The organism is Streptomyces sp. NPDC001732 (assembly GCF_053596315.1).
On the sequence record NZ_JBSFFY010000002.1, the window covers coordinates 398,664 to 419,792 of the forward strand.

Annotated in this window: 17 protein-coding genes and 1 riboswitch; of the genes, 8 read left to right on the top strand and 9 right to left on the bottom strand. The window is 73.1% G+C overall.

Annotated features, from left to right (window positions below; genetic code table 11):
* Positions 1-84: 84 nt before the first annotated feature.
* The 3 genes from ACWCXX_RS04635 (at position 85) to ACWCXX_RS04645 (ending at position 2,953) form a co-directional block, all read left to right on the top strand.
* Positions 85-891: a class II aldolase/adducin family protein gene (locus tag ACWCXX_RS04635; RefSeq protein ID WP_451124193.1), complete on the top strand. Its 807-nt coding sequence runs from the start codon at positions 85-87 to the stop codon at positions 889-891.
* Positions 892-1,003: 112 nt separating this feature from the next.
* Positions 1,004-2,272, top strand: a complete 1,269-nt coding sequence (locus ACWCXX_RS04640; RefSeq protein WP_451124382.1) for a hypothetical protein — start codon at positions 1,004-1,006, stop codon at positions 2,270-2,272.
* Between the two features lie 153 nt (positions 2,273-2,425).
* Complete coding sequence (locus ACWCXX_RS04645) at positions 2,426-2,953, top strand: DoxX family protein (RefSeq protein ID WP_451124195.1); 528 nt, start codon at positions 2,426-2,428, stop codon at positions 2,951-2,953.
* Here the strand turns inward: ACWCXX_RS04645 and ACWCXX_RS04650 are convergent.
* Together ACWCXX_RS04650 and ACWCXX_RS04655 are read right to left on the bottom strand one after the other, a co-directional pair.
* Positions 2,860-3,123, bottom strand: coding sequence for a hypothetical protein (locus ACWCXX_RS04650; protein WP_451124197.1), 264 nt, complete (start codon positions 3,121-3,123; stop codon positions 2,860-2,862). The genes ACWCXX_RS04645 and ACWCXX_RS04650 overlap by 94 nt on opposite strands.
* Positions 3,110-4,483 carry a PspC domain-containing protein gene (locus tag ACWCXX_RS04655; protein ID WP_451124199.1) on the bottom strand — a complete coding sequence of 458 codons (1,374 nt, stop codon included), beginning with the start codon at positions 4,481-4,483 and terminating at the stop codon, positions 3,110-3,112. Before ACWCXX_RS04655 ends, ACWCXX_RS04650 begins: the two co-directional genes overlap by 14 nt.
* Positions 4,484-4,901: 418 nt before the next feature.
* Between ACWCXX_RS04655 and ACWCXX_RS04660 the strand changes: the two genes are divergently transcribed.
* Entirely contained in the window at positions 4,902-6,200 is a 1,299-nt protein-coding gene (locus ACWCXX_RS04660) for a PspC domain-containing protein (protein WP_451124201.1), read from the top strand.
* Entirely contained in the window at positions 6,184-6,879 is a 696-nt protein-coding gene (locus tag ACWCXX_RS04665) for a LuxR C-terminal-related transcriptional regulator (protein WP_451124203.1), read from the top strand. Before ACWCXX_RS04660 ends, ACWCXX_RS04665 begins: the two co-directional genes overlap by 17 nt.
* Before the next feature lie 19 nt (positions 6,880-6,898).
* Here ACWCXX_RS04665 and ACWCXX_RS04670 read toward each other — a convergent pair whose 3' ends face one another.
* The gene (locus ACWCXX_RS04670; RefSeq protein WP_451124205.1) at positions 6,899-7,660 is read right to left on the bottom strand and encodes a GNAT family N-acetyltransferase; all 762 of its coding nucleotides are present in this window, start codon (positions 7,658-7,660) and stop codon (positions 6,899-6,901) included.
* A 123-nt stretch (positions 7,661-7,783) separates the two neighbouring features.
* Complete coding sequence (locus ACWCXX_RS04675; protein WP_451124207.1) at positions 7,784-8,836, bottom strand: NlpC/P60 family protein; 1,053 nt, start codon at positions 8,834-8,836, stop codon at positions 7,784-7,786.
* 357 nt (positions 8,837-9,193) lie between these two features.
* On the opposite strand from ACWCXX_RS04675, the gene ACWCXX_RS04680 reads away from it, so the two are divergent.
* Positions 9,194-9,547: a hypothetical protein gene (locus ACWCXX_RS04680; protein WP_451124209.1), complete on the top strand. Its 354-nt coding sequence runs from the start codon at positions 9,194-9,196 to the stop codon at positions 9,545-9,547.
* 163 nt (positions 9,548-9,710) lie between these two features.
* On the opposite strand, the gene ACWCXX_RS04685 is transcribed toward ACWCXX_RS04680, so the two are convergent.
* On the bottom strand, positions 9,711-10,868 hold the full coding sequence (locus ACWCXX_RS04685; protein ID WP_451124211.1) for an NlpC/P60 family protein: 1,158 nt from the start codon (positions 10,866-10,868) through the stop codon (positions 9,711-9,713).
* Positions 10,867-11,032: riboswitch (cyclic di-AMP (ydaO/yuaA leader) on the bottom strand. It overlaps the preceding gene by 2 nt.
* Before the next feature lie 306 nt (positions 11,033-11,338).
* On the opposite strand from ACWCXX_RS04685, the gene pcrA reads away from it, so the two are divergent.
* Positions 11,339-13,843, top strand: coding sequence for a DNA helicase PcrA (gene pcrA / locus ACWCXX_RS04690; RefSeq protein WP_451124213.1), 2,505 nt, complete (start codon positions 11,339-11,341; stop codon positions 13,841-13,843).
* Positions 13,844-13,956: 113 nt separating this feature from the next.
* Here pcrA and ACWCXX_RS04695 read toward each other — a convergent pair whose 3' ends face one another.
* Positions 13,957-15,558, bottom strand: a complete 1,602-nt coding sequence (locus tag ACWCXX_RS04695; RefSeq protein WP_451124215.1) for a M23 family metallopeptidase — start codon at positions 15,556-15,558, stop codon at positions 13,957-13,959.
* Between the two features lie 251 nt (positions 15,559-15,809).
* Positions 15,810-17,003: an esterase/lipase family protein gene (locus ACWCXX_RS04700; RefSeq protein WP_451124217.1), complete on the bottom strand. Its 1,194-nt coding sequence runs from the start codon at positions 17,001-17,003 to the stop codon at positions 15,810-15,812.
* A 424-nt stretch (positions 17,004-17,427) separates the two neighbouring features.
* Here ACWCXX_RS04700 and ACWCXX_RS04705 point away from each other — a divergent pair, with 424 nt between their 5' ends.
* Positions 17,428-17,841 (top strand): cobalamin B12-binding domain-containing protein, encoded by a 414-nt coding sequence (locus ACWCXX_RS04705; RefSeq protein WP_351255716.1) that lies wholly within the window; start codon positions 17,428-17,430, stop codon positions 17,839-17,841.
* A 139-nt stretch (positions 17,842-17,980) separates the two neighbouring features.
* On the opposite strand, the gene ACWCXX_RS04710 is transcribed toward ACWCXX_RS04705, so the two are convergent.
* Complete coding sequence (locus tag ACWCXX_RS04710) at positions 17,981-19,576, bottom strand: DUF5691 domain-containing protein (protein WP_451124220.1); 1,596 nt, start codon at positions 19,574-19,576, stop codon at positions 17,981-17,983.
* Between the two features lie 22 nt (positions 19,577-19,598).
* The gene (locus ACWCXX_RS04715) at positions 19,599-21,107 is read right to left on the bottom strand and encodes an SWIM zinc finger family protein (protein ID WP_451124222.1); all 1,509 of its coding nucleotides are present in this window, start codon (positions 21,105-21,107) and stop codon (positions 19,599-19,601) included.
* Positions 21,108-21,129 lie beyond the last annotated feature (22 nt).

Here is a 21,129-nt window from a genome sequence, read left to right on the forward strand (position 1 = left end):
CACCGCCCCCGCACCCCTGGCCACTTGCGGCAACCGGCGGTAACTTCCCGATCCCGTACGCCCTGGGAGTCCCGAGGAGCCGCCATGCCCGAACCCACGCCCGTACCCGCCCCCACGCCCGTACCCGCGCCCGCGCCGGTACCCGTGGAGCAGCTCCACTTCACGATGCCGCCCGTCCACGCGTCCGCGGCCGACGAGCGCGCGCACCGGAAGGAGCGGCTGGCCGGGGCGCTGCGGCTGTTCGGGGAGTACGGGTACGAGGACGGCGTCTGCGGTCACATCACCGCACGGGACCCGGAGTTCGCCGACTGTTTCTGGGTCAACCCCTTCGGGGCCCCCTTCGACGGGCTCGCGCCGGACGAGCTGATCCTGGTCAACGGGGAGGGACAGGTCGTCGAGGGGCGCCACCACGTCAACCAGGCGGCGTTCGCCGTGCACGCCCAGGTGCACCGGGCCCGCCCGGACGTCGTCGCCGTCGCCCACGCCCACTCCGTGCACGGTCGGGCCCTGGCCGCGCTCGGCGAACTCGTCGAACCGATCACCCAGGAAGCCTGTGCCTTCTACGAGGATCATGTCCTGTACGACGCCTGCACCGGGGTCGTCGTCGACGAGGACGAGGGGCGCCGGATCGCCGCCGCGCTCGGCGGCCACAAGGCGATCGTGCTGCGCAACCACGGGCTGCTGACCGTGGGCGACTCGGTGGACGCGGCCGCGTGGTGGTTCATCGCGCTGGACCGCTCGTGCCAGGTGCAACTGGCCGCGCGCGCGGCCGGGAAGCCGGTGGTGATCGAGCACCGGGACGCGGTCGCCACCCGGGAACAGCTGGGCAGCGACCTGGTGGCGTGGATCAACTACCAGCCCCTGTGGCGCCGGATCAGTCGCACATTCTGACGATCCGTGCCCACGGGTTGCCCCGATGCGGCCCGAAGCCTCTCCGTGCGGCACAATTCGCAGCAATCGCAGTCGAGTTGGCTTGACCGGGTTGGAAAGGGCGGCGTTCTCCGTGGCGTTGGACGAGGCGAGTGCGGGCGGGACGCACACCGGCGGCTGCACGTGCGGCGGCTGCCCGCACGGGGCGCGCGAGGGACATCGGCGTGCGGTGGCCGCCTTCCTGGCCAAACGGGACGAATTCGCCGCGGGGCAGGGGCTGCCGTCCGGGGTCGCCCACTCCGTGTCCGCGACCCGCCAGTGGGTCTCCGACGAGCTGACCCAGTCCGCCAGGACCGTCGCCGAACGGGGCCGGGAGGCGGGCGACGCCTGGCTGTACCGGGTGTGGCGGCGCACCCTGATCGCGGTGTGGGGCGGCGTCGTCCTGCTGGTCGTCGGCGAGGCCGTCACCGCCGTCGGCGGGGGCTGGACCAACGCCCGTACGGCGGGACTGATCGCCGGTCTCGTCACCGCCGGGCTGCTCACCGGCGCCGCCCACGTCCACCGTGCCCGCGGCGGTCTCCTCGCCCCCGTGATCGGCGAGGACAACCGGCTCTCCACCTCCCGTGCGGTCGCCGCCTCCTGGGTGCTGCTCGCGGTCTTCGCCGTGCTCGTGCTGGCGCTCCAGCTGGCGGGCGCCTCCGACCACGCCGAGCGGGACGAACTGATCGAGGGCCTCGACCTGGCGAGGGGCGCCGGGGTGGTGACGGTGCTGGCGCTGGTGTGCGCCGTCGCCGTGGTCGTGCGCCGGGTGGTGACCGTACGGACCCTGTCCGGCCGGCTCCAGAAGCTGCGGGCCGTCCGGCCGCGCGCCGCCGACCTGCTCACCGACGACTCCGGGCGGGGCAGCTTCACGGACGTGCAGTACGTGCTGGTGAGCACCGTCGCCGTGCTGTTCGCCGGGGTCCGGCTGGCCCGCAGGCCCGAGCAACTGCCCGATCTGCCCTGGGGGCTGGCACTGCTGGTGACCGTCTCGGCGCTCGCGTACTTCGCCGGGAAGTACGCGGAGGGCGGCCGGCCGGTGATCCTCTCGGTGGTGCGGGCCCGCGAGGCCGGGGACCTGGACACGTCGGTGCGCACCGGCGACGACATCGAGATCCGCGGCGCGGGTTTCGTGCCGCCCGGAGCCGGGACGCCGGACCGGCTGGCCCGCCTGGTCGTCCGGATCGGCCGGGTCCATGTGCACGTACCGCTGATCCCGGTCGCCGGCGGCTTCGCCAACCCGACGGACGGCGTGCTCACCGTGCCGGTGCCGGTGGAGGTCGAGCCGGGGGTGGTGGAGGTGCAGGTCGTGACCGCCGCCGGGGTGGAGACGAACCGGGTCGAGATCGACGTGACGGACTGACCACCGCTCACCGCTCACCCCTTCCCGTTCACCGCCGTCCGCCGTCCGCTGTCCGCCGTCCGGGCCCCGGCCGGCCGGGTGACCGGGTGCCCGGCGCGTGCGTCGCGTACGTATCGTCAGGTGAGAGGGGCCGACGAAAGGAGAGGTGGCCACATGCTGGATCACGACTTGTACGTACGCGGTGCGGTTGGTCCGGGCGGTCCGGGCGGTCCGACCGGGCTCAAGGACCTGGCGCGGCAGCACGCCCTGCTGCCGCTGCGGATCTTCCTCGGCATCACCTTCGTCTACGCCGGGCTCGACAAGCTGACGGACAGCGCGTTCTTCCACGCGGGCGGCCAGGGCTCCATCGGCCAGACCCTGCACGCGGTGCGCGACTCCTCCGCGGTCCCGGCCCTGGTCGACCTCGCGCTGAAGAGCCCCGGCGGCTTCGGGTACACCATCGCCGTCGGGGAAATCCTCGTCGGCCTCGGCACCCTCGTCGGGCTGTGGGCCCGGCTTGCCGCGCTCGGCGGGGCGCTGATCTCGCTGAGCCTGTGGCTGACCGTCAGCTGGCAGGTGGAGCCGTACTACCTGGGCAACGACCTGGTCTACCTCATGGCCTGGCTGCCGCTGATCCTCGGCGGGGCCGCGTCGTTCTCCGCGGACGCCTTCCTCGCGTCACGGCGGCGACGGATCATGTAGTTCACCCAGGTCACGGTGGCGGCCAGCCAGAGGCCGCCGAAGAACAGCGGGAAGAAGAAGGTCCAGGGGGCGTTCCAGGAACCCGCCGCGTCCGCCGCGTACCCCACGGCCAGGGCGAGCACGACCACGCCCGCCACCGCACGTCCCGGACGGAACTCATGACGCAGCACGGGTGACCTCCACCTGTCCGATGCCGACTTCGAGAGTGAGCTCGACCGTGCCGGCCGGTTTGCCGCCCGGGGCCGGGGGCAGCGTCCGGTGCTCGTTCCGCGACGCCCTGATGTCCACGTCGACCGGCTGTCGGGCCGGGGCCTTGCCGGGGTTGTCGACCGGCAGCGAGATGTCCCCGAGGGCCGCCCGCGCGTTCACCTCCACCGTCACCTCCTTCGGTACGACGACGACCACGCGGCCGGCCCCGACGCCCACCTTCGTCGTGACGCTGTCGCCCCGGGGGACCGTGATCCCGGTGAGGTCCAGCCGGGCCACCCCGGTGTCCAGGTGGTAGTCGGACCGGACGGCGGCCACCGAGGCGGGGCGCCACCCCTCACGCACCCACCGCGTGGAGATGTCCTTGGGCAGCGCGGAGGCGCCCGCCAGCAGAACGGCCGTGAGCATCGCCAGCACGACCGTGCCGAACCCGGTCCGGCCGAGGAACGAACTGACGAGCATGCCGAGCCCGAACACCGCGAGCGCGGCGGCCAGACCGAACTGCAGACTCGTACCGAGCGGCCGTGCGTCCCAGCTCAGCCCCGTGCCCAGGCCGCCCGCGATCAGCGCGAACAGGAACACGAGACCGCCGATCGGGGCCGGGCCCCGGGTGCCGGGCTCCCGCCTGGGCCCGCAGAACGGATGGTCCGACGCCGCCTGCGCGGGCCGGTCCGGCCGGGCCGACCAGCCCGGCCGACCCGGTCGGCCCGGCCGGTCCGAGGGCACCGCGTCGGCCGGACCCCACAGATAGCCGATGCCCACCGGCCCCGTCGTACCGTCCTTGACGATCGGGTCGCGCCACCACGACGGGCCGCCCGGCGACGGCGGCGCCTTCACCTCGGGGGGCGCGTCGGCCACCGCATGCGCGGTCGCCGGATGCAGCGGGTCAGCGGGCGCCATCGTCCTGCGGTGCTGCGTCCACACGGCGAAGCCCACGACCGCGAGCGACAGCATCGCGGAGAACGCCAGCGTGCCGCCGTTGTTCAGCATGGAGAGGAACAGCCCGCAGCCGATCAGCGCGAGGAGCACCGCGATCAGCGACGCACCCTCGACCCGGCCGGACAGCAGCCGGCGGGCCTCGTTCTCCTCCTCGCCGTCCGCGGGGATCAGCAGCCAGGCGAAGCCGTAGAAGATCAGCCCGATGCCACCGGTCACCGACAGCACGCCGAGCACGATCCGGAAGACGACCGGATCGACGTCGCAGTAGCGGCCGAGCCCGCCGCACACCCCGGCCACGACCTTGTGCCGGGGGCTGCGCCGCAGCTGCGGCGCCGGTTCGGGAGGCTGGGCGACACCGGGGGAGGCGTCCTGGGGAACGGTCATGGCTCCATGGTGACGGGCCGGACGCCCGTCCGGGACCCGCCCCGACCCTGGCCGGTCCCTGATATTGGCCCCGAGGCCGGCCGAGGGCCGTCGAGGCCGCCGAGGTGCCGGGCGGTCCGGGCACGGGGCGACGGGACGGTCCGGTCACGGGGCGACGGGACGGTCCGGTCACGGGGCGACGGGACGGTCCGGTCACGGGGCGACGGGCCGGTTCGGCACGGGGCGGCGGGCCGGTTCGGCACGGGGCGACGCCTCGCGGGACCTCGCCGCTCCCCGGCGCCGGGGAGCCACCGGGCACCGGCGCGGGGGCCGTCGGCCCCGGCAGCAGGGGCCACCGGTCGTCGGCGCGGGGCTCTCAGGGTCGAGTGGGGGACCGACCCTGATGCCACCACCCGCACGGGCATGTGACGATCAGTGCATGCCAGCCGCCACGACCCGAGCTCCGGGCTCCCGCACCGCCGACCCGGACGAGCCGCCGCTGCGCAGGCTGTACCGCAGCGCCGACGGCCGGATGCTCGGCGGGGTCGCGCGCGGCCTCGCCGGGCACATCGGGCTGCCGGTCGCCTGGGTGCGGTTCGTCTTCCTCGGCCTGTTCTTCGCGGACGGCCTCGGCGCGCTGCTCTACGCCGTGTTCTGGATCGTCGTCCCGCTCGGCGTCGGCGGCGTCGAACCGCCGCGCTCGCTCTTCGAGACCGCCCCGGACGGCACCCGTCGGCTCCGCAAGCCCGACAAGGGCCAGGTCTTCGCCCTGATCGCGCTGTTCATCGGCGCCATGATCTTCGTCGGCAACGTCGACATGGGCAGCAAGGCCAACCGCTACATCTGGCCGACGCTGCTGATCGGCGCTGGTTCCGTACTGGTGTGGCGGCAGGCCGACAACGCCCGGCGCGCCCGCTGGATGGAGGTCGGCAGCCGCCGCCGGGTCCTGCACCTGGCCCGCGGCTTCGCCGGGGTCGCCCTGGTCGGTCTCGGCCTGGCCGTCTTCATGGTGGTGCGCGGCTCCGCGGCCCAGCTCGGCAACGTCCTGACGGCCGCGATAGCGGTGCTCACCGGCATCGCGCTGCTGGCGGGCCCCTACCTCGTGCGCATGACCCAGGACCTCTCCGAGGAGCGCACCATGCGCATCAGGGCCCAGGAACGCGCCGAGGTCGCCGCCCACGTCCACGACTCGGTGCTGCACACCCTCACCCTGATCCAGCGCAACGCGGAGGACGCCGGAGAGGTCCGCCGCCTGGCCCGCGCCCAGGAACGCGAACTGCGCAACTGGCTGTACAACCCCGAGGGCACCGGCAAGGACGAGGACGACGAGCCCGAGACCCTCGCCGAGGCCGTCAAGCGCGCCGCCGCCGAGGTCGAGGACAAGCACGGCGTCCCGCTGGAGGTGGTCGTCGTCGGCGACTGCCCGCTGGACGAGAAGCTGGGCGCACAGATGCAGGCCGCGCGCGAGGCGATGGTCAACGCCGCCAAGTACGGTGGCGAGGGCGGTGCCGTGCAGGTCTACGCGGAGGTCGAGGGCCGGACGGTCTTCGTCTCGGTGCGCGACCGGGGTCCGGGATTCGACCTGGACTCCGTACCGGGGGACAGAATGGGCGTACGAGAATCGATCATCGGCCGGATGCAGCGCAACGGCGGTACGGCACGGCTGCGTTCGGTGCCCGGCGGGGGCACGGAAGTCGAGCTGGAGATGGAGAGGGCGAGCGATGACGGAGACCACTGAGTCGGCCGGGGGGCCGGAGCGCCGGGTACGGGTCGTGCTCGTCGACGACCACCGGATGTTCCGCACTGGCGTCCAGGCCGAGATCGGCCGCACCGAGGAGACCGGCGTCGAGGTCGTCGGCGAGGCCGCGGACGTCGACCAGGCGGTCACCGTCATCACGGCGACGCGCCCCGAGGTCGTCCTCCTCGACGTGCACCTGCCCGGTGGCGGCGGCGTCGAGGTGCTGCGCCGCTGCGCCCCGCTGATGGGCGCCGCGGAGAACCCGGTGCGGTTCCTGGCGCTGTCCGTGTCGGACGCCGCCGAGGACGTCATCGGCGTCATCCGGGGCGGCGCCCGCGGCTACGTCACCAAGACCATCACCGGCACCGACCTGATCGACTCGGTCTTCCGGGTCCAGGAGGGCGACGCGGTGTTCTCGCCCCGGCTGGCCGGCTTCGTCCTGGACGCCTTCGCCTCCACGGACGCGCCGCCGGTCGACGAGGACCTGGACCGGCTGACCCAGCGCGAGCGCGAGGTGCTGCGGCTGATCGCCCGCGGATACGCGTACAAGGAGATCGCCAAGCAGCTGTTCATCTCGGTGAAGACGGTCGAGTCGCACGTCTCGGCGGTGCTGCGCAAGCTCCAGCTGTCGAACCGGCACGAGCTGACCCGCTGGGCGACGGCCCGACGGCTGGTCTGAGCCGCCGGGCCGGGGGCCGTCAGGCCGGGTCGAGCGAGATGTTCAGCTTCTCGCCGATCCGGCGGTAGCCGATGCCCGCGTAGATCCGTTCGACGTCGGCGTCGCCCGGTTCCAGCCAGACCATCCGGCAGCCGCGCTCGAAGGCGGTCGCGGTGAGGTGGGCGGAGAGCGCGGCGCCGATGCCCCGGCGCCGGAAGGCGTCGGCGACGGCGAGCCCGGCCAGTTCGGTGAGACCGTCGACGGGGACCGAGCAGCCGCCCGCGCCCGCCGGTGCGCCGTCGAGGGTGGCGAGGGCCGCGACCCCGCCGCCCTCGACCGCCGTGCGCAGCCAGATCGCCTCGCCGCCCTCGGGCTCACCGGTCCCGCCGTAGCCCCGGTACTGGACGAGCGCGGCGGCGGCGAACTCCGCGTCGGTGACCGGTTCGGCGATCGCGAGGGCGTCCACCGGCTTCGGGGAACGCAGGTCGCCGGGGGCGCAGGCCAGGATCGGGGCCCGGTTCTCGACGGTGAACCCGGCGGCGAGCAGCGCGGGTTCGACCGCGGGCGCCCAGCCGGGCAGGAACTCCAGCCGCGGCAGCCGGTCGTGCTCGCGGAACGCCGCGATCAGGGCGTCGAGTTCCCCGGGCGTCGGTTCGGCGCTCTGGTCGGGGATGGCGTAATTGGCGTATTTGATGGACCAGTCGGGGTTGTACCGCACGGTGAACGGGCCGACCCGGAAGTGGTCGGGGGAGCGCAGCGCGAGCGTGCGGGCATGGGTCTGGACATCGACGTCCATGGGCATGTGTGGGTGTCCTCGGGCCGGTTGGGCGACGGCGGGCCGCCCTCGACGGCGGGGTGGCCCGGTGGCGGTCCGACCCGGGTGCGATCGCCCCGACGGCGCTCGCACCGGATCGGAATCGGGAGCCTATGCCACGCGTGTCGCCCCGGCGAAGGGCATTTCGTCGATCGGCGCGATCCGGACCGTCGACCCGGTGCGCGGCGCGTGGATCATCTGTCCGTTGCCGATGTACAGCCCGACGTGACTGATCCCGGAGTAGAAGAACACCAGGTCGCCCGGGGCGAGTTGGGAGCGCGAGACGCGTTGCCCGGTGTTGATCTGGGTGTACGTGGTCCGGGGGAGGGAGAGACCGGCGGACCGCCAGGCGGCCTGGGTGAGCCCGGAGCAGTCGAACGAGGAGGGGCCGGTCGCACCCCAGACGTACGGCTTGCCGATCGCCCCGTAGGCGAACGCGACGGCCGCGGCGGCGCGGGCGTTCGGGGCCCGGACGGGGCCGCGTGCGGCGGCCCGGACGGCGGTGTCCGGGGCGCCGGAGCGGCCGTGGTCGGTCTCCTCGTACGCGGCGCGCTGGGGCGGGGTCAGCCGGGCGAGGAGCCGTTGCGCGTCGGCCAGCTTGGCCCTGATCGTGGTCTTCTGCTTCTTCAGCTCGGCCTGTCGGGCGGCCAGCACGGTCAGCTTCTCGTCGGCCTGCGAGCGCAGTTCGGCGATCCGGGCGACCTGCTTCTGGACCCGGTCGATCGCGACGGCCCGGCGGTCGCCGACCCGGTCCACGAACGCCGCGCGTTCCAGGTACTGGTCGGGGTCGGAGGAGAGCGCCAGCTGCACGGACGGGCTGATGCCGCCGGTGCGGTACTGCGCGGCGGCGTACGAGCCGAGTTCGTCGCGCGCGGTGTTGAGGCGCTCGGTCCGGCGGGCGGCCTCGTCGCGCAGGGTGTTCAGGGCCTCGGTCGCGGCGGTCGCCTTCTCCTTCGCGCCGTTGTACTTCTCGGTGGCGACCTCCGCGTCGTGGTACAGCCGGTCCACCTTGGCCTTGACCTGGGCCGGGGTGAGATCGGGCTCGGCGTGGGCCGATCCCGGCAGCACGACGGCGGTGGCGGCCCCGGTGAGGGCGAGGCCGGCCGCGGTGCGGGCAGCAGAGCCGGTGAACGGGCGCTGCTTGGGTTTTCGATGCGCTGCCACGAGGGCGTGCGTCCTTCCTGATGACTGCCCGGCGGGGACTACCGACGGGCCCACCGGAGACCCGGCCACGGGGCGCCACGGGGGAGCGGCCCGCCGCCGGATCTCTCGGCGGGGCGACCGGTGCGCCGTCCGGAAACGGAGCGGCGAGGGAGCCGGTCACCTGGTCAGGGACGCTAGACCCGGGGCACGGGCAAGAGTCGTAATGGCGCTTATTGCCCGAATTTGGCGCGGCAATGTCGTCAAGTGATCGAGGAAATTGCACCAGAGTGAGGCATTCGGTACAGACACGAGCGGAGCGGCCGGGAAGTCGCACCTGCCTGTGGGGTGGTGATATGGGCGGGGCTAGGCTGCGGCCTCATGGACGTACTCATTCATGTCTTCGTCGCCCTGCACATCGTCGGCATCGCCTCGCTGCTGGGCGGTTTCCTGACCCAGATGAAGGCGATGGGCGCGGGCACGGCCCGGTTCGTGCCGGCGATGCTGCACGGTGCGCTGACCATGCTGGTCACCGGTGTCGCGCTGGTCGGGCTGAACGAGGCCGACGGCGGCCACGTGAACAACATCAAGATCGGGGTCAAGACGCTGATCCTGGTCGTCATCCTCGCGCTCGTCTACGTCAAGCGGGACGAGGAGAAGGTCGACAAGGGCGCCTTCGCGGCGGTCGGCGGCCTGACGCTCGCCAACATCTTCATCGCCACGCTCTGGGTCTGAGCCCCGGGGCCCGGCCGCCGGACCGGGGCCGATGCCCGGACCCGAGGCGGGCCGGGGCCGACGCCGCCCCGGCCCGAGGTTGTCAGGCCCGGGCGTCCCCGGCCCGCCGGACGGGCGCGAGGAGCGAGCGCGTCCGGCGGCCGGAGGTCCTGCGGTGCGGCCGCTACGCCGGGCGCACGCTGCCGTAGATCGGCATGTAGTAGATCGACTCCTCGCGCACGTTCGCCCCGGGCTTCGGTGCGTGGATCATCATCCCGTCGCCCTTGTAGATGCCGACGTGGCTGATGTCGTCGTAGAAGAAGACGAGGTCGCCCGGCCGCAGGTCCGCCGTGGCGACCCGGGTGCCGATCTTCACCTGGTCCCAGGTGGTGCGCGGAAGGTCGACGCCCGCCGCCCTCCACGCCGCCTGGGTGAGCCCGGAGCAGTCGTACGAGTCCGGGCCGGTGGCGCCCCAGACGTACGGCTTGCCGATCTGGGCCCTGGCGAAGGCGAGTACCTTCTCCGCCTGGGTGGTGGCGTCGCTGTCCGAGCCGGTGCCGGTTCCGGTGCCCGTCCCCGTACCGCTGCCGGAGTCCGCCTCCTTCGCGGCCTCCTCGGCCTTGCGGTCCGCCTCGGCTGCGGCCTGCTGCTTCGCCAGCTCCTCGGCCTTGCGCTTGGCCTCCGCCTCCTTCTTCCGCTCCAGCGCCGCGAGCCGCGCCTTCTCCTCGGCGGTCAGCTTCGACAGCAGCGTGCGCGCCTCGCCCAGCTTCTTCTGGACGTTCTGCTTGCTGGTGCGCAGGGTGGCCTGGGTCGTCGTCAGGGTCTCCAGGCTCTGCACCGCCTCGGACCGCTTCTTCGCCGTTCTGGCCTGCTGCGTACGGAATTCCGTGACCGCCTTCTGCTGGCGGCTGGTCATCCGGTCCATCAGCTGGCTCTGGTCGAAGTACGACTGCGGGTCGTCGGCCAGGAAGAAGGTGGCGGACGGTGCTATGGAGCCGTTGCGGTACTGCGCGGCCGCGTAGGTGCCGAGCGTCCGGCGCGCCTCGTTGAGCTTGTCGGCGCGCTCGGCCACGTCGTCCAGCAGGGCCTGGACCTTGGCGCGCTGGGTGGCGGAGGCTTCCTTCGCCCGGTTGTACTTCTGGGTCGCGGTGCCCGCCTGCCGGTAGAGGTCGTCGACCTTCTTCTGGACGTCCTCGACGCTGGGCTTCGGGCCGGGCGCGGCCGTGGCGCTCTGCGTGGAGAGCAGGGTCACGGACGCCAGCGCCGCCGAGGTGAGCCCGACGGCCGGTGCGGTGGTGCGCATCCGGGGGCGCGGTTTGCGGTGCGATGCCAAGACGGGCATCTCCTTCCGTGGACCGCCTGCCGGGTTAGCTGTCGGGTTCGGGCGGAACGGAAGGCTGCCCTACGGTCCGTTTGGGGGATGAGGACCGATTCACCCCAGTGCTTCCTGTGGGTCCCCGGCTCCGAACGCCCATGGGGGCAGCCCGGATTCGGCGGGGGTGCCCGCTCGGCGTGGTTCGCCGCAAAGGGGGTACGGGCCGCCCGGTCGAGCACGCTAGCCAACCGGTGTGCCGCTGGGAAGGTCGATGTTCGATATGCCCGATACATTTTCGTGACCTGGGTTGCAGGAGTGGCCGGAGGTCCGGAACCCCTCACGCGGTGCGGTTGCCCGCTCTCCGTGCGTGTTCGTTCTCTCCGTGCGCGTCCGTTCTCGGTGCGTGTCCGTTCCTCGCGCCCGTCCGGCGAGCGGGCGCCGGGCGGTTCGGCAAGGGCCCGCCGGGTGTCCGTGCGGCGGCTTAGACTCGACAAGCGATGAGCAGCCTCTTTGACGACAGTTTCCTGGCCGGCCTCCAGCCCTCGGAGGAAGAACCCCCGCCGCCCCCCGAGGACGCCGCACCCGAAGAGGTGCCGGAGGGGCTCTTCGGGGACGTGTTCGACGGGCCGCCGCCCAGGGACGCGTACTACCGCGACGGCGCCCCCCGCCCCGTCGTCGACTCCGCCGCGCTCCTCGACGGGCTGAACACCGAGCAGCGCGCCGCCGTCGTGCACGCGGGCTCCCCGCTGCTCATCGTCGCCGGGGCCGGTTCCGGGAAGACCCGGGTGCTGACCCACCGGATCGCCCACCTCCTCGCCGAGCGCGGGGTGCATCCCGGCCAGATCCTGGCGATCACCTTCACCAACAAGGCCGCCGGCGAGATGAAGGAGCGCGTCGAGCAGCTCGTCGGGCCGCGCGCCAACGCCATGTGGGTCATGACCTTCCACAGCGCGTGCGTACGCATCCTGCGCCGCGAGTCGAAGAAGCTCGGCTTCACCTCGTCGTTCTCGATCTACGACGCGGCCGACTCCAAGCGGCTGATGGCCCTGGTCTGCCGCGACCTCGACCTGGACCCGAAGCGCTTCCCGCCGAAGTCGTTCACGGCCAAGGTCTCCAACCTGAAGAACGAGCTGATCGACGAGGAGACCTTCGCGGGCCAGGCCGCCGACGGTTTCGAGAAGACGCTCGCCCAGGCGTACGCGATGTACCAGTCCCGGCTGCGCGAGGCCAACGCGCTGGACTTCGACGACATCATCATGACGACGGTGCACCTGCTCCAGGCGTTCCCCGACGTCGCCGAGCACTACCGCCGCCGCTTCCGGCACGTCCTGGTCGACGAGTACCAGGACACCAACCACGCCCAGTACACCCTCGTGCGCGAACTGGTCGGCCCGGCGGGCGAGGGCGACGCCCCCGCCGAGCTGTGCGTCGTGGGTGACGCGGACCAGTCGATCTACGCCTTCCGCGGCGCGACCATCCGCAACATCCTCCAGTTCGAGGAGGACTACCCGGACGCGACCACGATCCTCCTGGAGCAGAACTACCGCTCCACGCAGACGATCCTGTCCGCCGCCAACGCGGTCATCGAACGCAACGCGAGCCGCCGCCCCAAGAACCTGTGGACGAACGCCGGCACGGGCGCCCGGATCACCGGCTACGTCGCCGACACCGAGCACGACGAGGCGCAGTTCGTCGCCGACGAGATCGACCGGCTCACCGACGCGGGCGACGCCAAGGCCGGCGACGTCGCGATCTTCTACCGCACGAACGCCCAGTCCCGCGTCTTCGAAGAGATCTTCATCCGCGTCGGCCTGCCCTACAAGGTCGTCGGCGGCGTGCGCTTCTACGAGCGCAAGGAGGTCCGGGACATCCTGGCCTACCTGCGCGTCCTCGCCAATCCGGAGGACACCGTCCCGCTGCGCCGCATCCTCAACGTGCCCAAGCGCGGCATCGGCGACCGTGCCGAGGCGATGATCGAAGCCCTGTCCCTGCGGGAGCGGATCACCTTCCCGCAGGCACTGCGCCGGGTCGACGAGGCGTACGGCATGGCGGCCCGGTCGGCCAACGCCGTCAAGCGTTTCAACACGCTGATGGAGGAGCTGCGCACGATCGTCGAGTCCGGCGCGGGCCCCGCGGTGGTCCTGGAGGCCGTCCTGGAACGCACGGGCTACCTGGCCGAGCTCCAGGCGTCCACCGACCCGCAGGACGAGACCCGGATCGAGAACCTCCAGGAACTCGCCTCGGTGGCCCTGGAATTCGAGCAGGAGCACGCGGCGGCCGAGGGGGGCACAGCGGCTGCCGACGAGGCCACGGCCGCTGTCGAGGCGGGTACGGCCGCGGCCCCCACCGGAACGGGCACGCTCGCCGAGTTCCTGGAGAAGGTGGCCCTCGTCGCCGACTCCGACCAGATCCCCGACGAGGACGAGGACGGCTCCGGCGTCATCACGCTCATGACGCTGCACACCGCGAAGGGCCTCGAATTCCCGGTGGTCTTCCTGACCGGCCTGGAGGACGGCGTCTTCCCGCACATGCGGGCCCTGGGCCAGACGAAGGAGCTGGAGGAGGAGCGGCGGCTCGCCTACGTCGGCATCACCCGGGCCCGTGAGCGGCTCTACCTGACCCGGGCCGCGATGCGCAGCGCGTGGGGGCAGCCCTCGTACAACCCGCCGTCGCGGTTCCTGGAGGAGATCCCGGACCAGCACCTGGAGTGGAAGCGGACCGGGCCGATGGCTGCTCCGGCCGGGCCGACGCAGGGGATCACCTCGTCGCTGTCCGCCTCGCGGGCGCGCTCCGGCCCCTCGGGCTTCGCGACCCGGCGGACCTCGGACAGCAGGCCGACGGTCACGCTGGCCGTCGGGGACCGGGTCACGCACGACAAGTTCGGCCTCGGCACGGTGATGGCGGTCGAGGGCGTCGGCGACCAGGCGTTGGCCAGGATCGACTTCGGGGACGACCGGCCGAAGGAGCTGCTGCTGCGGTACGCGCCGGTCGAGAAGCTGTAGCCCCGGCCCCGCACGAATGGGTCTGCCCGCCACACCGACGGTGTGGCGGGCAGACCCATTCGTATGCAGTTCTCAGTACGGCAGCCAGGACGTCGGCCGCCGGCCGCGGGGGCTCAGGTCGGGTCGACGCCGTGGCTGCGGAGCCAGGGCAGCGGGTCGATCGCCGCGCCGCCGCCGGGCCGCACCTCGAAGTGCAGGTGCGGGCCGGTCGAGTTCCCGGAGTCGCCGGAGTACGCGATGACGTCACCGGCCTTGACCGGGCCCGAGCGGATCTTGGTGCTGCTGAGGTGGCAGTACCAGGTCTCGGTCCCGTCGGCCGCGGTGACGATGGCCATGTTCCCGTAGGCGCTGTTCAGCTGGGTGCGCACGGTGCCGTCCGTCGCGGCCATCACCGGAGTGCCCTGCAGGACGGGGAAGTCGATGCCGGTGTGCGTGGACATCCAGTTGACGCCCGCCTGGCCGAAGTACGCGCTGAGGCGGTGCTGGGCGACCGGCATGACGAACTTGGGACGGAGCGCCTCCTTGCGGGCGGCCTCCTCCTCGCGCTTCTTCTTCTCGGCGGCCTGCCGTTCCCGCAGGTCGATGCGCTCCTGGGTGCGGCTGGCGCGGTCGGCGAAGTTCTCGGCGTCGGCGCTGAGGTTGGCGAGCTGGGTGTCCAGCTTGTTGTTGGCCACGCCCGGTTTGACGGAACCGGCGTCGGGGGCGGCCATCGTGGTCTTGCCCTCGTCCTTCTTCTCCCCGCCGCCCAGTCCGCCCACGGAGGCGGCCGCGATACCGGCCACGCTCATCACGCAGGCGGAGGGAATCGCGACGGTGAGGAGCGCGGAACGCTTCGCGGGGGAACGCCGCCTGCGGCTGCTGCCGTTGGTGCGGGCGGAGGTGCGGCCGAGGGGACGGTGCGCGTCGGCCGCGGAGGCGGCCAGGTCCACCTCGTGGGCCGGGGAGTCGTGGACCGAGGCGTCGTGGACCGAGGCGTCGTGGTCGGTGCCGCCGTCGTCAGCCGGTCCGGTTCCGTGCTCGGCTCCGGCCACGAACCCGTGCTCGGTGTCGTGCGCGTCGGTGCGGTAGGGCTCGTACGGGTCGTAGGAGCCCTCGCCGGTGTAGAGGTCGTACGACTCGTGCGCCGTGTGCGCTTCTTGGACCCCGTACGCGTCCTGCGCCGTCGGCGCCTCGTGCAACACCTGTTCGTTTTGCGAGGTTTGCACTGTTTGCTGTTCGTGCTCGGGCGTGGCGCCGGTGTTCCAGGCCGTGGCGTCGTACACGCCGGAGTCGTACGCGGCCGTGTCGGTCGCCGCCCACTGGTTGTCCGGCTGCCAACCGCCGGTGTTCCACTGGCCCGTGGCGTCCGGGGAGTCGGCCTGGGCCGGGATGCCCGCGAAGGCGGTGGTGTCGGTGAACGTGGTCGCGGTCGTGCCGTAGTCGGCGACGGGCGTCCAGGTGGCCGTGGTCGAGTACGTCGGCGCCGCCTCGTACTGCTGCTGGGGCTGTGTCGCGTACGTGCCGTACCCGTCGTACGAGGCGGTCGGGTGTGCGCCCGTGTCCCACTGCGTGGAGTCGTACTGGCCGCTGTGCCCCGTCTGTCCGGCGCCGTAGCCGTTGCCGTACGCGCCGTCGTGGCCGCCGGGGAGTGAACCGAAGAGGGGGTCGCTGTGGAAGCTGCCGGTGACCTCGCTGTCGTACCCGGCGTACCCGGCGTGGGGGTGCTGGTCGTTCACCAACTTCTCTCTCGCCTCGGCAGCAGGACCTGTGGGCCCGGGGTCCGGTGGGGGGATCCCAGGGGGAGCAGTGGCCGCGACTGTACCCGGCGGTATGCGACGCCGACAATCTTCGGCGGGTTCGGGCGGCTCAGGAAACGGGCAATCGGCCGTCTTTCGACGAACTGCGCACACAGCCTTGGCTCTATGTTCGAAACCCGTTCTATTTGTGGGGCGACGGCGACGGCGGCGCGGTAGCGGGGCGCTCGGGCTCAGGCCGCCGAGACGGCGCCGCCAGTTCCTTCGGCACAGTCGTCACCGTCAGCGCTGTCGACTCTTCCGCCCCCTTCGGTTTCTCCGGCCCCTTCGGCCCCTTCGGCTCCTCCGGCTTCTTCGGTTTCGGCCGTCGGTTCGCCGGATTCCAGTGCCTGCCGGACCGCGGTCACGACCGAGGGGTGCACCGGCAGCGCGAGGTGGCCGATTCCGGTGACCCGTACGTTCAACGCGTCGAGGTCCGGGTGGTCGATGCGGGCCGCCTCGGGCGGGACGACCACCCGGTCCAGCTCGCTCCAGAAACTCACGAACCGAGTGCGGCAGCCGGGCGCCGGCCTGCACAGCTCCTCGATCGGGGCGGACCCCGTGCGCATCTGCCGCACGATGGGGTGAGCGCTCGCCAGCGGGGCGACGGCGGTGCCCTTGTGCGGGGTGCCGAGGGTGACCAGGGTGCGGACCCGCTGGTCGCCGCCCAGCAGCTGGATGTAGTAGCGGGCGATCAGGCCGCCGAGGCTGTGTCCGACGATGTCGACCTCACGGTGTCCGGTGCGGGCACAGATCTCCTCGACGTGCCGCCCGAGCAGCTCGGCCGCCGTGCGGATGTCGCAGGTCAGCGGCGAGTAGTTGAGCGACTCCAGATGGCGTCGGCCGTGCCGGGCGAGGGAGCGGCGCAGCAGGACGAAGACCGAGCGGTTGTCGATGAAGCCGTGCAGAAGCACGACGGGCGGCCGCTCGTCCCCCTCGACGGGGAGGGAAGGGCTCCCGTCCGAAGCGGTGGGCCCGGCGGAAGCGGAGGCAGGGGTGGTGGGGGTGGCGGGGGCAGGGGGAACGGTGGGGGCGGAGGTGGCGCGCGGCCCGGCGGACCCCGCGGCATCTGCGGAGCCCGCCCGGCCTGCACGGCTTGCGTGGCTCATGTGACCCGCACGACCCGCCTGGCCTGCGGAATCCGCAGGGCTTGCGGCGCCCTGGTGTTCCGTGGGACTCCGGTGTTCTGCAGGGCCCGCATGTCCCGCCCGGTCTGCGGGGTCCGGGGAGGGCGGTCGCTCTCCGGTGATGCCGGTGGGGTAGAGCAGTACGTGCCCGGCGAGCACCACCAGTTCCAGCACGCCGGCCTTCAGCAGGGCGGGCGAGGGCCGGCTGGGGACCGGGCACGGTGGACGCAGCAGTGCGGGAAGGAAAGGCGGGACCTTCATGGCCGACCTCCTTGCTCCGGCAGTCGGGGAGGCTGCGCGGCCCCGACTGCCCTCATGGGGTACCGGGGCAAGGTGCGGGCGGCCGGACGGGCCACCCGGCCGGGGTATCGGTCCCGGCTCGCGCACCCCTGCTCACCGGCGGTGACCGACGGTCGGCCGACGGGCCGGACGGGCGGGGCGGGCCGTACCACCGTGCCGCGCGGCTGGTGGCGCGGTGGTACGGCGACCTCGTAGCGGCTCCCCTGGCGGCCGGTCCCGCACGGCAGACCTGCCGCGTCCCGCGGGATCGGCGCCCGGCGAACATGTCCCAGGTGTGATTTCCCCCTCCCCGTCCACCGCGAAACGACGGCTTGCGGGATGCTGTAGATAACGTTCGTTCACATCCCCGGCCCTTCAGGCACGGGAGACGCATGTGGAGGCAGTGATGGGTGTGACCGGTCCGATCCGTGTGGTGGTGGCGAAGCCGGGCCTGGACGGCCATGATCGTGGGGCCAAGGTGATCGCGCGGGCACTGCGCGACGCAGGTATGGAGGTCATCTACACCGGGCTCCACCAGACGCCCGAGCAGATCGTGGACACCGCGATCCAGGAGGACGCCGACGCGATCGGCCTCTCGATCCTCTCCGGCGCGCACAACACGCTCTTCGCCAAGGTGATCGAGCTGCTGAAGGAGCGCGAGGCGGAGGACATCAAGGTCTTCGGCGGCGGCATCATCCCGGAGGCGGACATCGCCCCGTTGAAGGACCAGGGTGTCGCGGAGATCTTCACCCCGGGTGCCACGACGACCTCGATCGTCGAGTGGGTCAACGCGAACGTGCGCCACCCCGCCGAAGCCTGACCGCCCTCTCCCTTCCCTTCCGGCTCCTTTCGGCTTTTCCGGCACCCACGAGGCGGCGGGCCACCACCCGGCCCGCCCGTCCGGCCCGCCCCGCCGGGGGCCGTGCTGCTCCCGGGACCCGCGCCGCTCCCGGGCCTCGTCAGTCCGGTACCGGTATCAGCTCCCGTTCCATCGCCGCGCGCAGCCGCAGCGTGGAGACCAGCCGCTGGAACGCCTCCGACCAGTAGCCGTTCGCGCCCGGCGAGGCGTCTTCCGGTTCGTCCGGGGTGGTGGTGAGGACCTCCAGACGGTCGGCCTCGGCCGGGTTCAGACAGCGTTCGGCGAGACCCATCACACCGCTGAAGCTCCAGGGGTAACTGCCCGCGTCCCGGGCGATGTCCAGGGCGTCGACGACCGCGCGGCCGAGGGGCTCGGCCCAGGGGGTCGGGCAGACCCCCAGCAGCTGGAACGCCTCGGACAGACCGTGTGCGGCGACGAAGTCGGCCACCCATCCGGCCCGTTCGGACGGCGGGAGCACCGAGAGGAGCTTCGACCGTTCGGCGAGCGAGGCCGTGCCGGGCCCGTTCGACGGGGGGACGGAAGGGGCGCCGAGCAGCGCGCGGGCCCACTCCGGGTCCCGCTGCCGCACCGCCGCCCGGCACCATGCGGCGTGCAGCTCCTCGGCCCAGCCGTCGGCCACCGGCAGGCCGACGATCTCCCGCGCGTCGCGACCGCCGAACCGCGCCGGCCAGGTCGCGAGCGGGGCCGCCTCCACCAACTGGCCGAGCCACCAGGAGCGTTCGCCCCGGCCGGGCGGCGGCACCGCCACCACGCCGTCGCGCTCCATCGAGGCGTCGCATTCGTGCGGTGCCTCCACGGCGATCGAGGCGCCGTCGCCGGTGATGTCCGGGCCCAGGCACGACAGCGCGCGGGCCGCCATCCGGCCGGCGAGCGCCGACTCCGGCAGTGCGGAGAGGAGTTCGGCGGCGGTGGAGCGGACGTTGCGGCTGCGGTCGGAGAGGGCCCGTTCCAGGAAGGGCTCGTCGGCCGCGGAGAGGCCGGAGCGCAGCGAGTCGAGGAACATCAGCCGGTCCTCGGCGCGTTCGGCGGACCATGTGGAGGCGAGCAGTGCGAGGGCCTCGGCGGGGTCGTGCTCCCGGACGGCCCCGAGCAGGGCGACCCGTTCCGCGAACAGCCCCTCCTCCCACAGCCGGGCGACCGCCTCCGGGGCCGTCACGTCGGGCAGCGAGGAACCGCCCGACGAGCCGCGCAGTGCGAACTTCCACTCGGGGTTCAGCCCGGCCAGCCACAGCCCGCGCGGTCCGGCGAAGGCCAGGGCCTGTGGTCGCAGGTCGGTACGGGCCCTGGCCGCATCCAGCAGGGCCGGGAGCAGCGAGGCCGGGGCCCGGAAGCCGTGCCGGTTGGCGACGGCCAGCCACTGCGGGACCAGCTCCATGAGATCGGGGGCCGCGCCGCGCCGGCCGCCGGAGGCGCCCGGTGCCGACCGGTCCGCGAGCAACTGGGCGAGCCTGCGCCGCGCGGCCGGGGGCAGCGGCGGCCGGGGATCGGAGGGCGCCGGGTCGGGCCGGGCCGCCGGGGCCGCGGGCAGCAGCCCCGCGCGGCGGCGCACGGTGTGCAGCGCGGCCGTGTCCAGCAGCCCGGTCGGTCCCCCGGCTCCCGCCGGGCGGCGGTCGGTGCCCAGGAGCGCCGTGGTGACGAGCTCTTCCCAGGCCGCGGGCGTGATCGTGCGAGTCATTGGTCCCCCTTCGAATCCGACGTCAGACGAGCGGCACGGTCCCGGACGTCGCGTCGGCGCGACCGGCACCGGAGCCGTCGACACCGTCCGCCTCGCCCGTACCCGTGCCGGTACCGGTACCGATGCGGGTACCGGTTTCGGCTCCGGCCCCGGTTTCGGTTTCGGCTCCGGCTTCGGCGGACCAGGCCGCGAGCGGGTCGAAGCCGCGGTGTCCGCACTCGCCGAAGACCGTGACCGGGGCGCCGCCGGAGAGCGCGACGAGCTTCCACAGGCCGGGCCGGGACAGCGCCGCCGGGGCGATGGGCAGGGCCGCCCCGCCCGTCGCGTCCACCAGTTGCCAGCCGTCCCCGGACGGCACGGGTATGACCTCGCTCAGCGTCACCGGCCAGGAGTCCAGCCAGGGATCGTCCCGCAGGGCCCGCCCGTACGCCTCGACCGCACGGGTCGTGGTGCCGCCGGGCGGCGGGGTGCCGGTCGGTGCCGGCGTCCCGAACTGCTCGCCCAGCTCCGCCCGCAGTCGGCCGCCGCCCGGATAGGGCGTGACCTCGGCGTCGATCGTGACACCCACCGGCAGCGCCAGGGCGGGGGAGCGCCCGGCCGCCCCGAAGGACAGCAGCAGCGCCGTACGGCCCGTCCTCCTGCCGTGCAGCCAGATACGACGCGCGACGATCCTGCCGTCCGGGGTGTCGTACTGGGCGAGGACCAGCCAGTGGTCGCGGACCGGCGGGCCCTCGGCGGGGGTCGTCAGGCCCACCCGGGTGCGGACCGTGGCCGCCAGCGGCTCCGGCAGCCGGTCGATGCCCAGCCAGGCGCTGTCCAGCAGATGGAGCAGCGCGCACTCCTCCAGCAGCCGCACCGGCCACCCCTGGCCGGACCCCGGTATGGCCCCCAACTCCCGCACCCTGGCCGCCAGTCCGGGCGCCTGGGCGTCGACCATGCGGGCCGCCGTCTCCTCCCAGAGCCCGTACCCCGTCTGGCCGGCCGCCGCGAGCCCCCCGCGCAGCAGGTCCGCGAGCCGCTCCTCCAACTCCTGTGCGCCGCCGGTGATCCGCTCGGCCCGGCGCTCCGCCCGGCGCCGCGCGGCCTCCGGGTCGGCCGGACCGGAGGCCGTACCACCCGGCGCTCCGACCTTCTCCGCCTTCCCGGCCGCCCGCGCGCGACGGCCCGTCAGCCACTCCCCGGCCCAGTCCGGCGCCTCGCCGCCGGGCAGGGCCGACTCGTCCGACGCCCAGACCAGCAGCAGCCCCAGGGCGTGCTTGCACGGGAACTTCCGGCTCGGGCAACTGCACTTGTACGCGGGTCCGGTGACGTCCACGACCGTCCGGTACGGCTTGCTCCCACTCCCCCTGCACAGCCCCCACACCGCACCCGATCCGTCGCACCCGCCGCCCGCCCACGCACCCGCCGAGCCGAGCTTGCTCCCCGCCTTGCGCGAGGCGTCGTCAGGAGCGAGGGCCAGTACCTGCTCCACCGTCCAGCGGGCCACCGGAGCGGTGGCGTGGGCGGGTTCTCCCCCGTGAGATAGCAGCATGGGAACGACGGTAAAGTGCCCC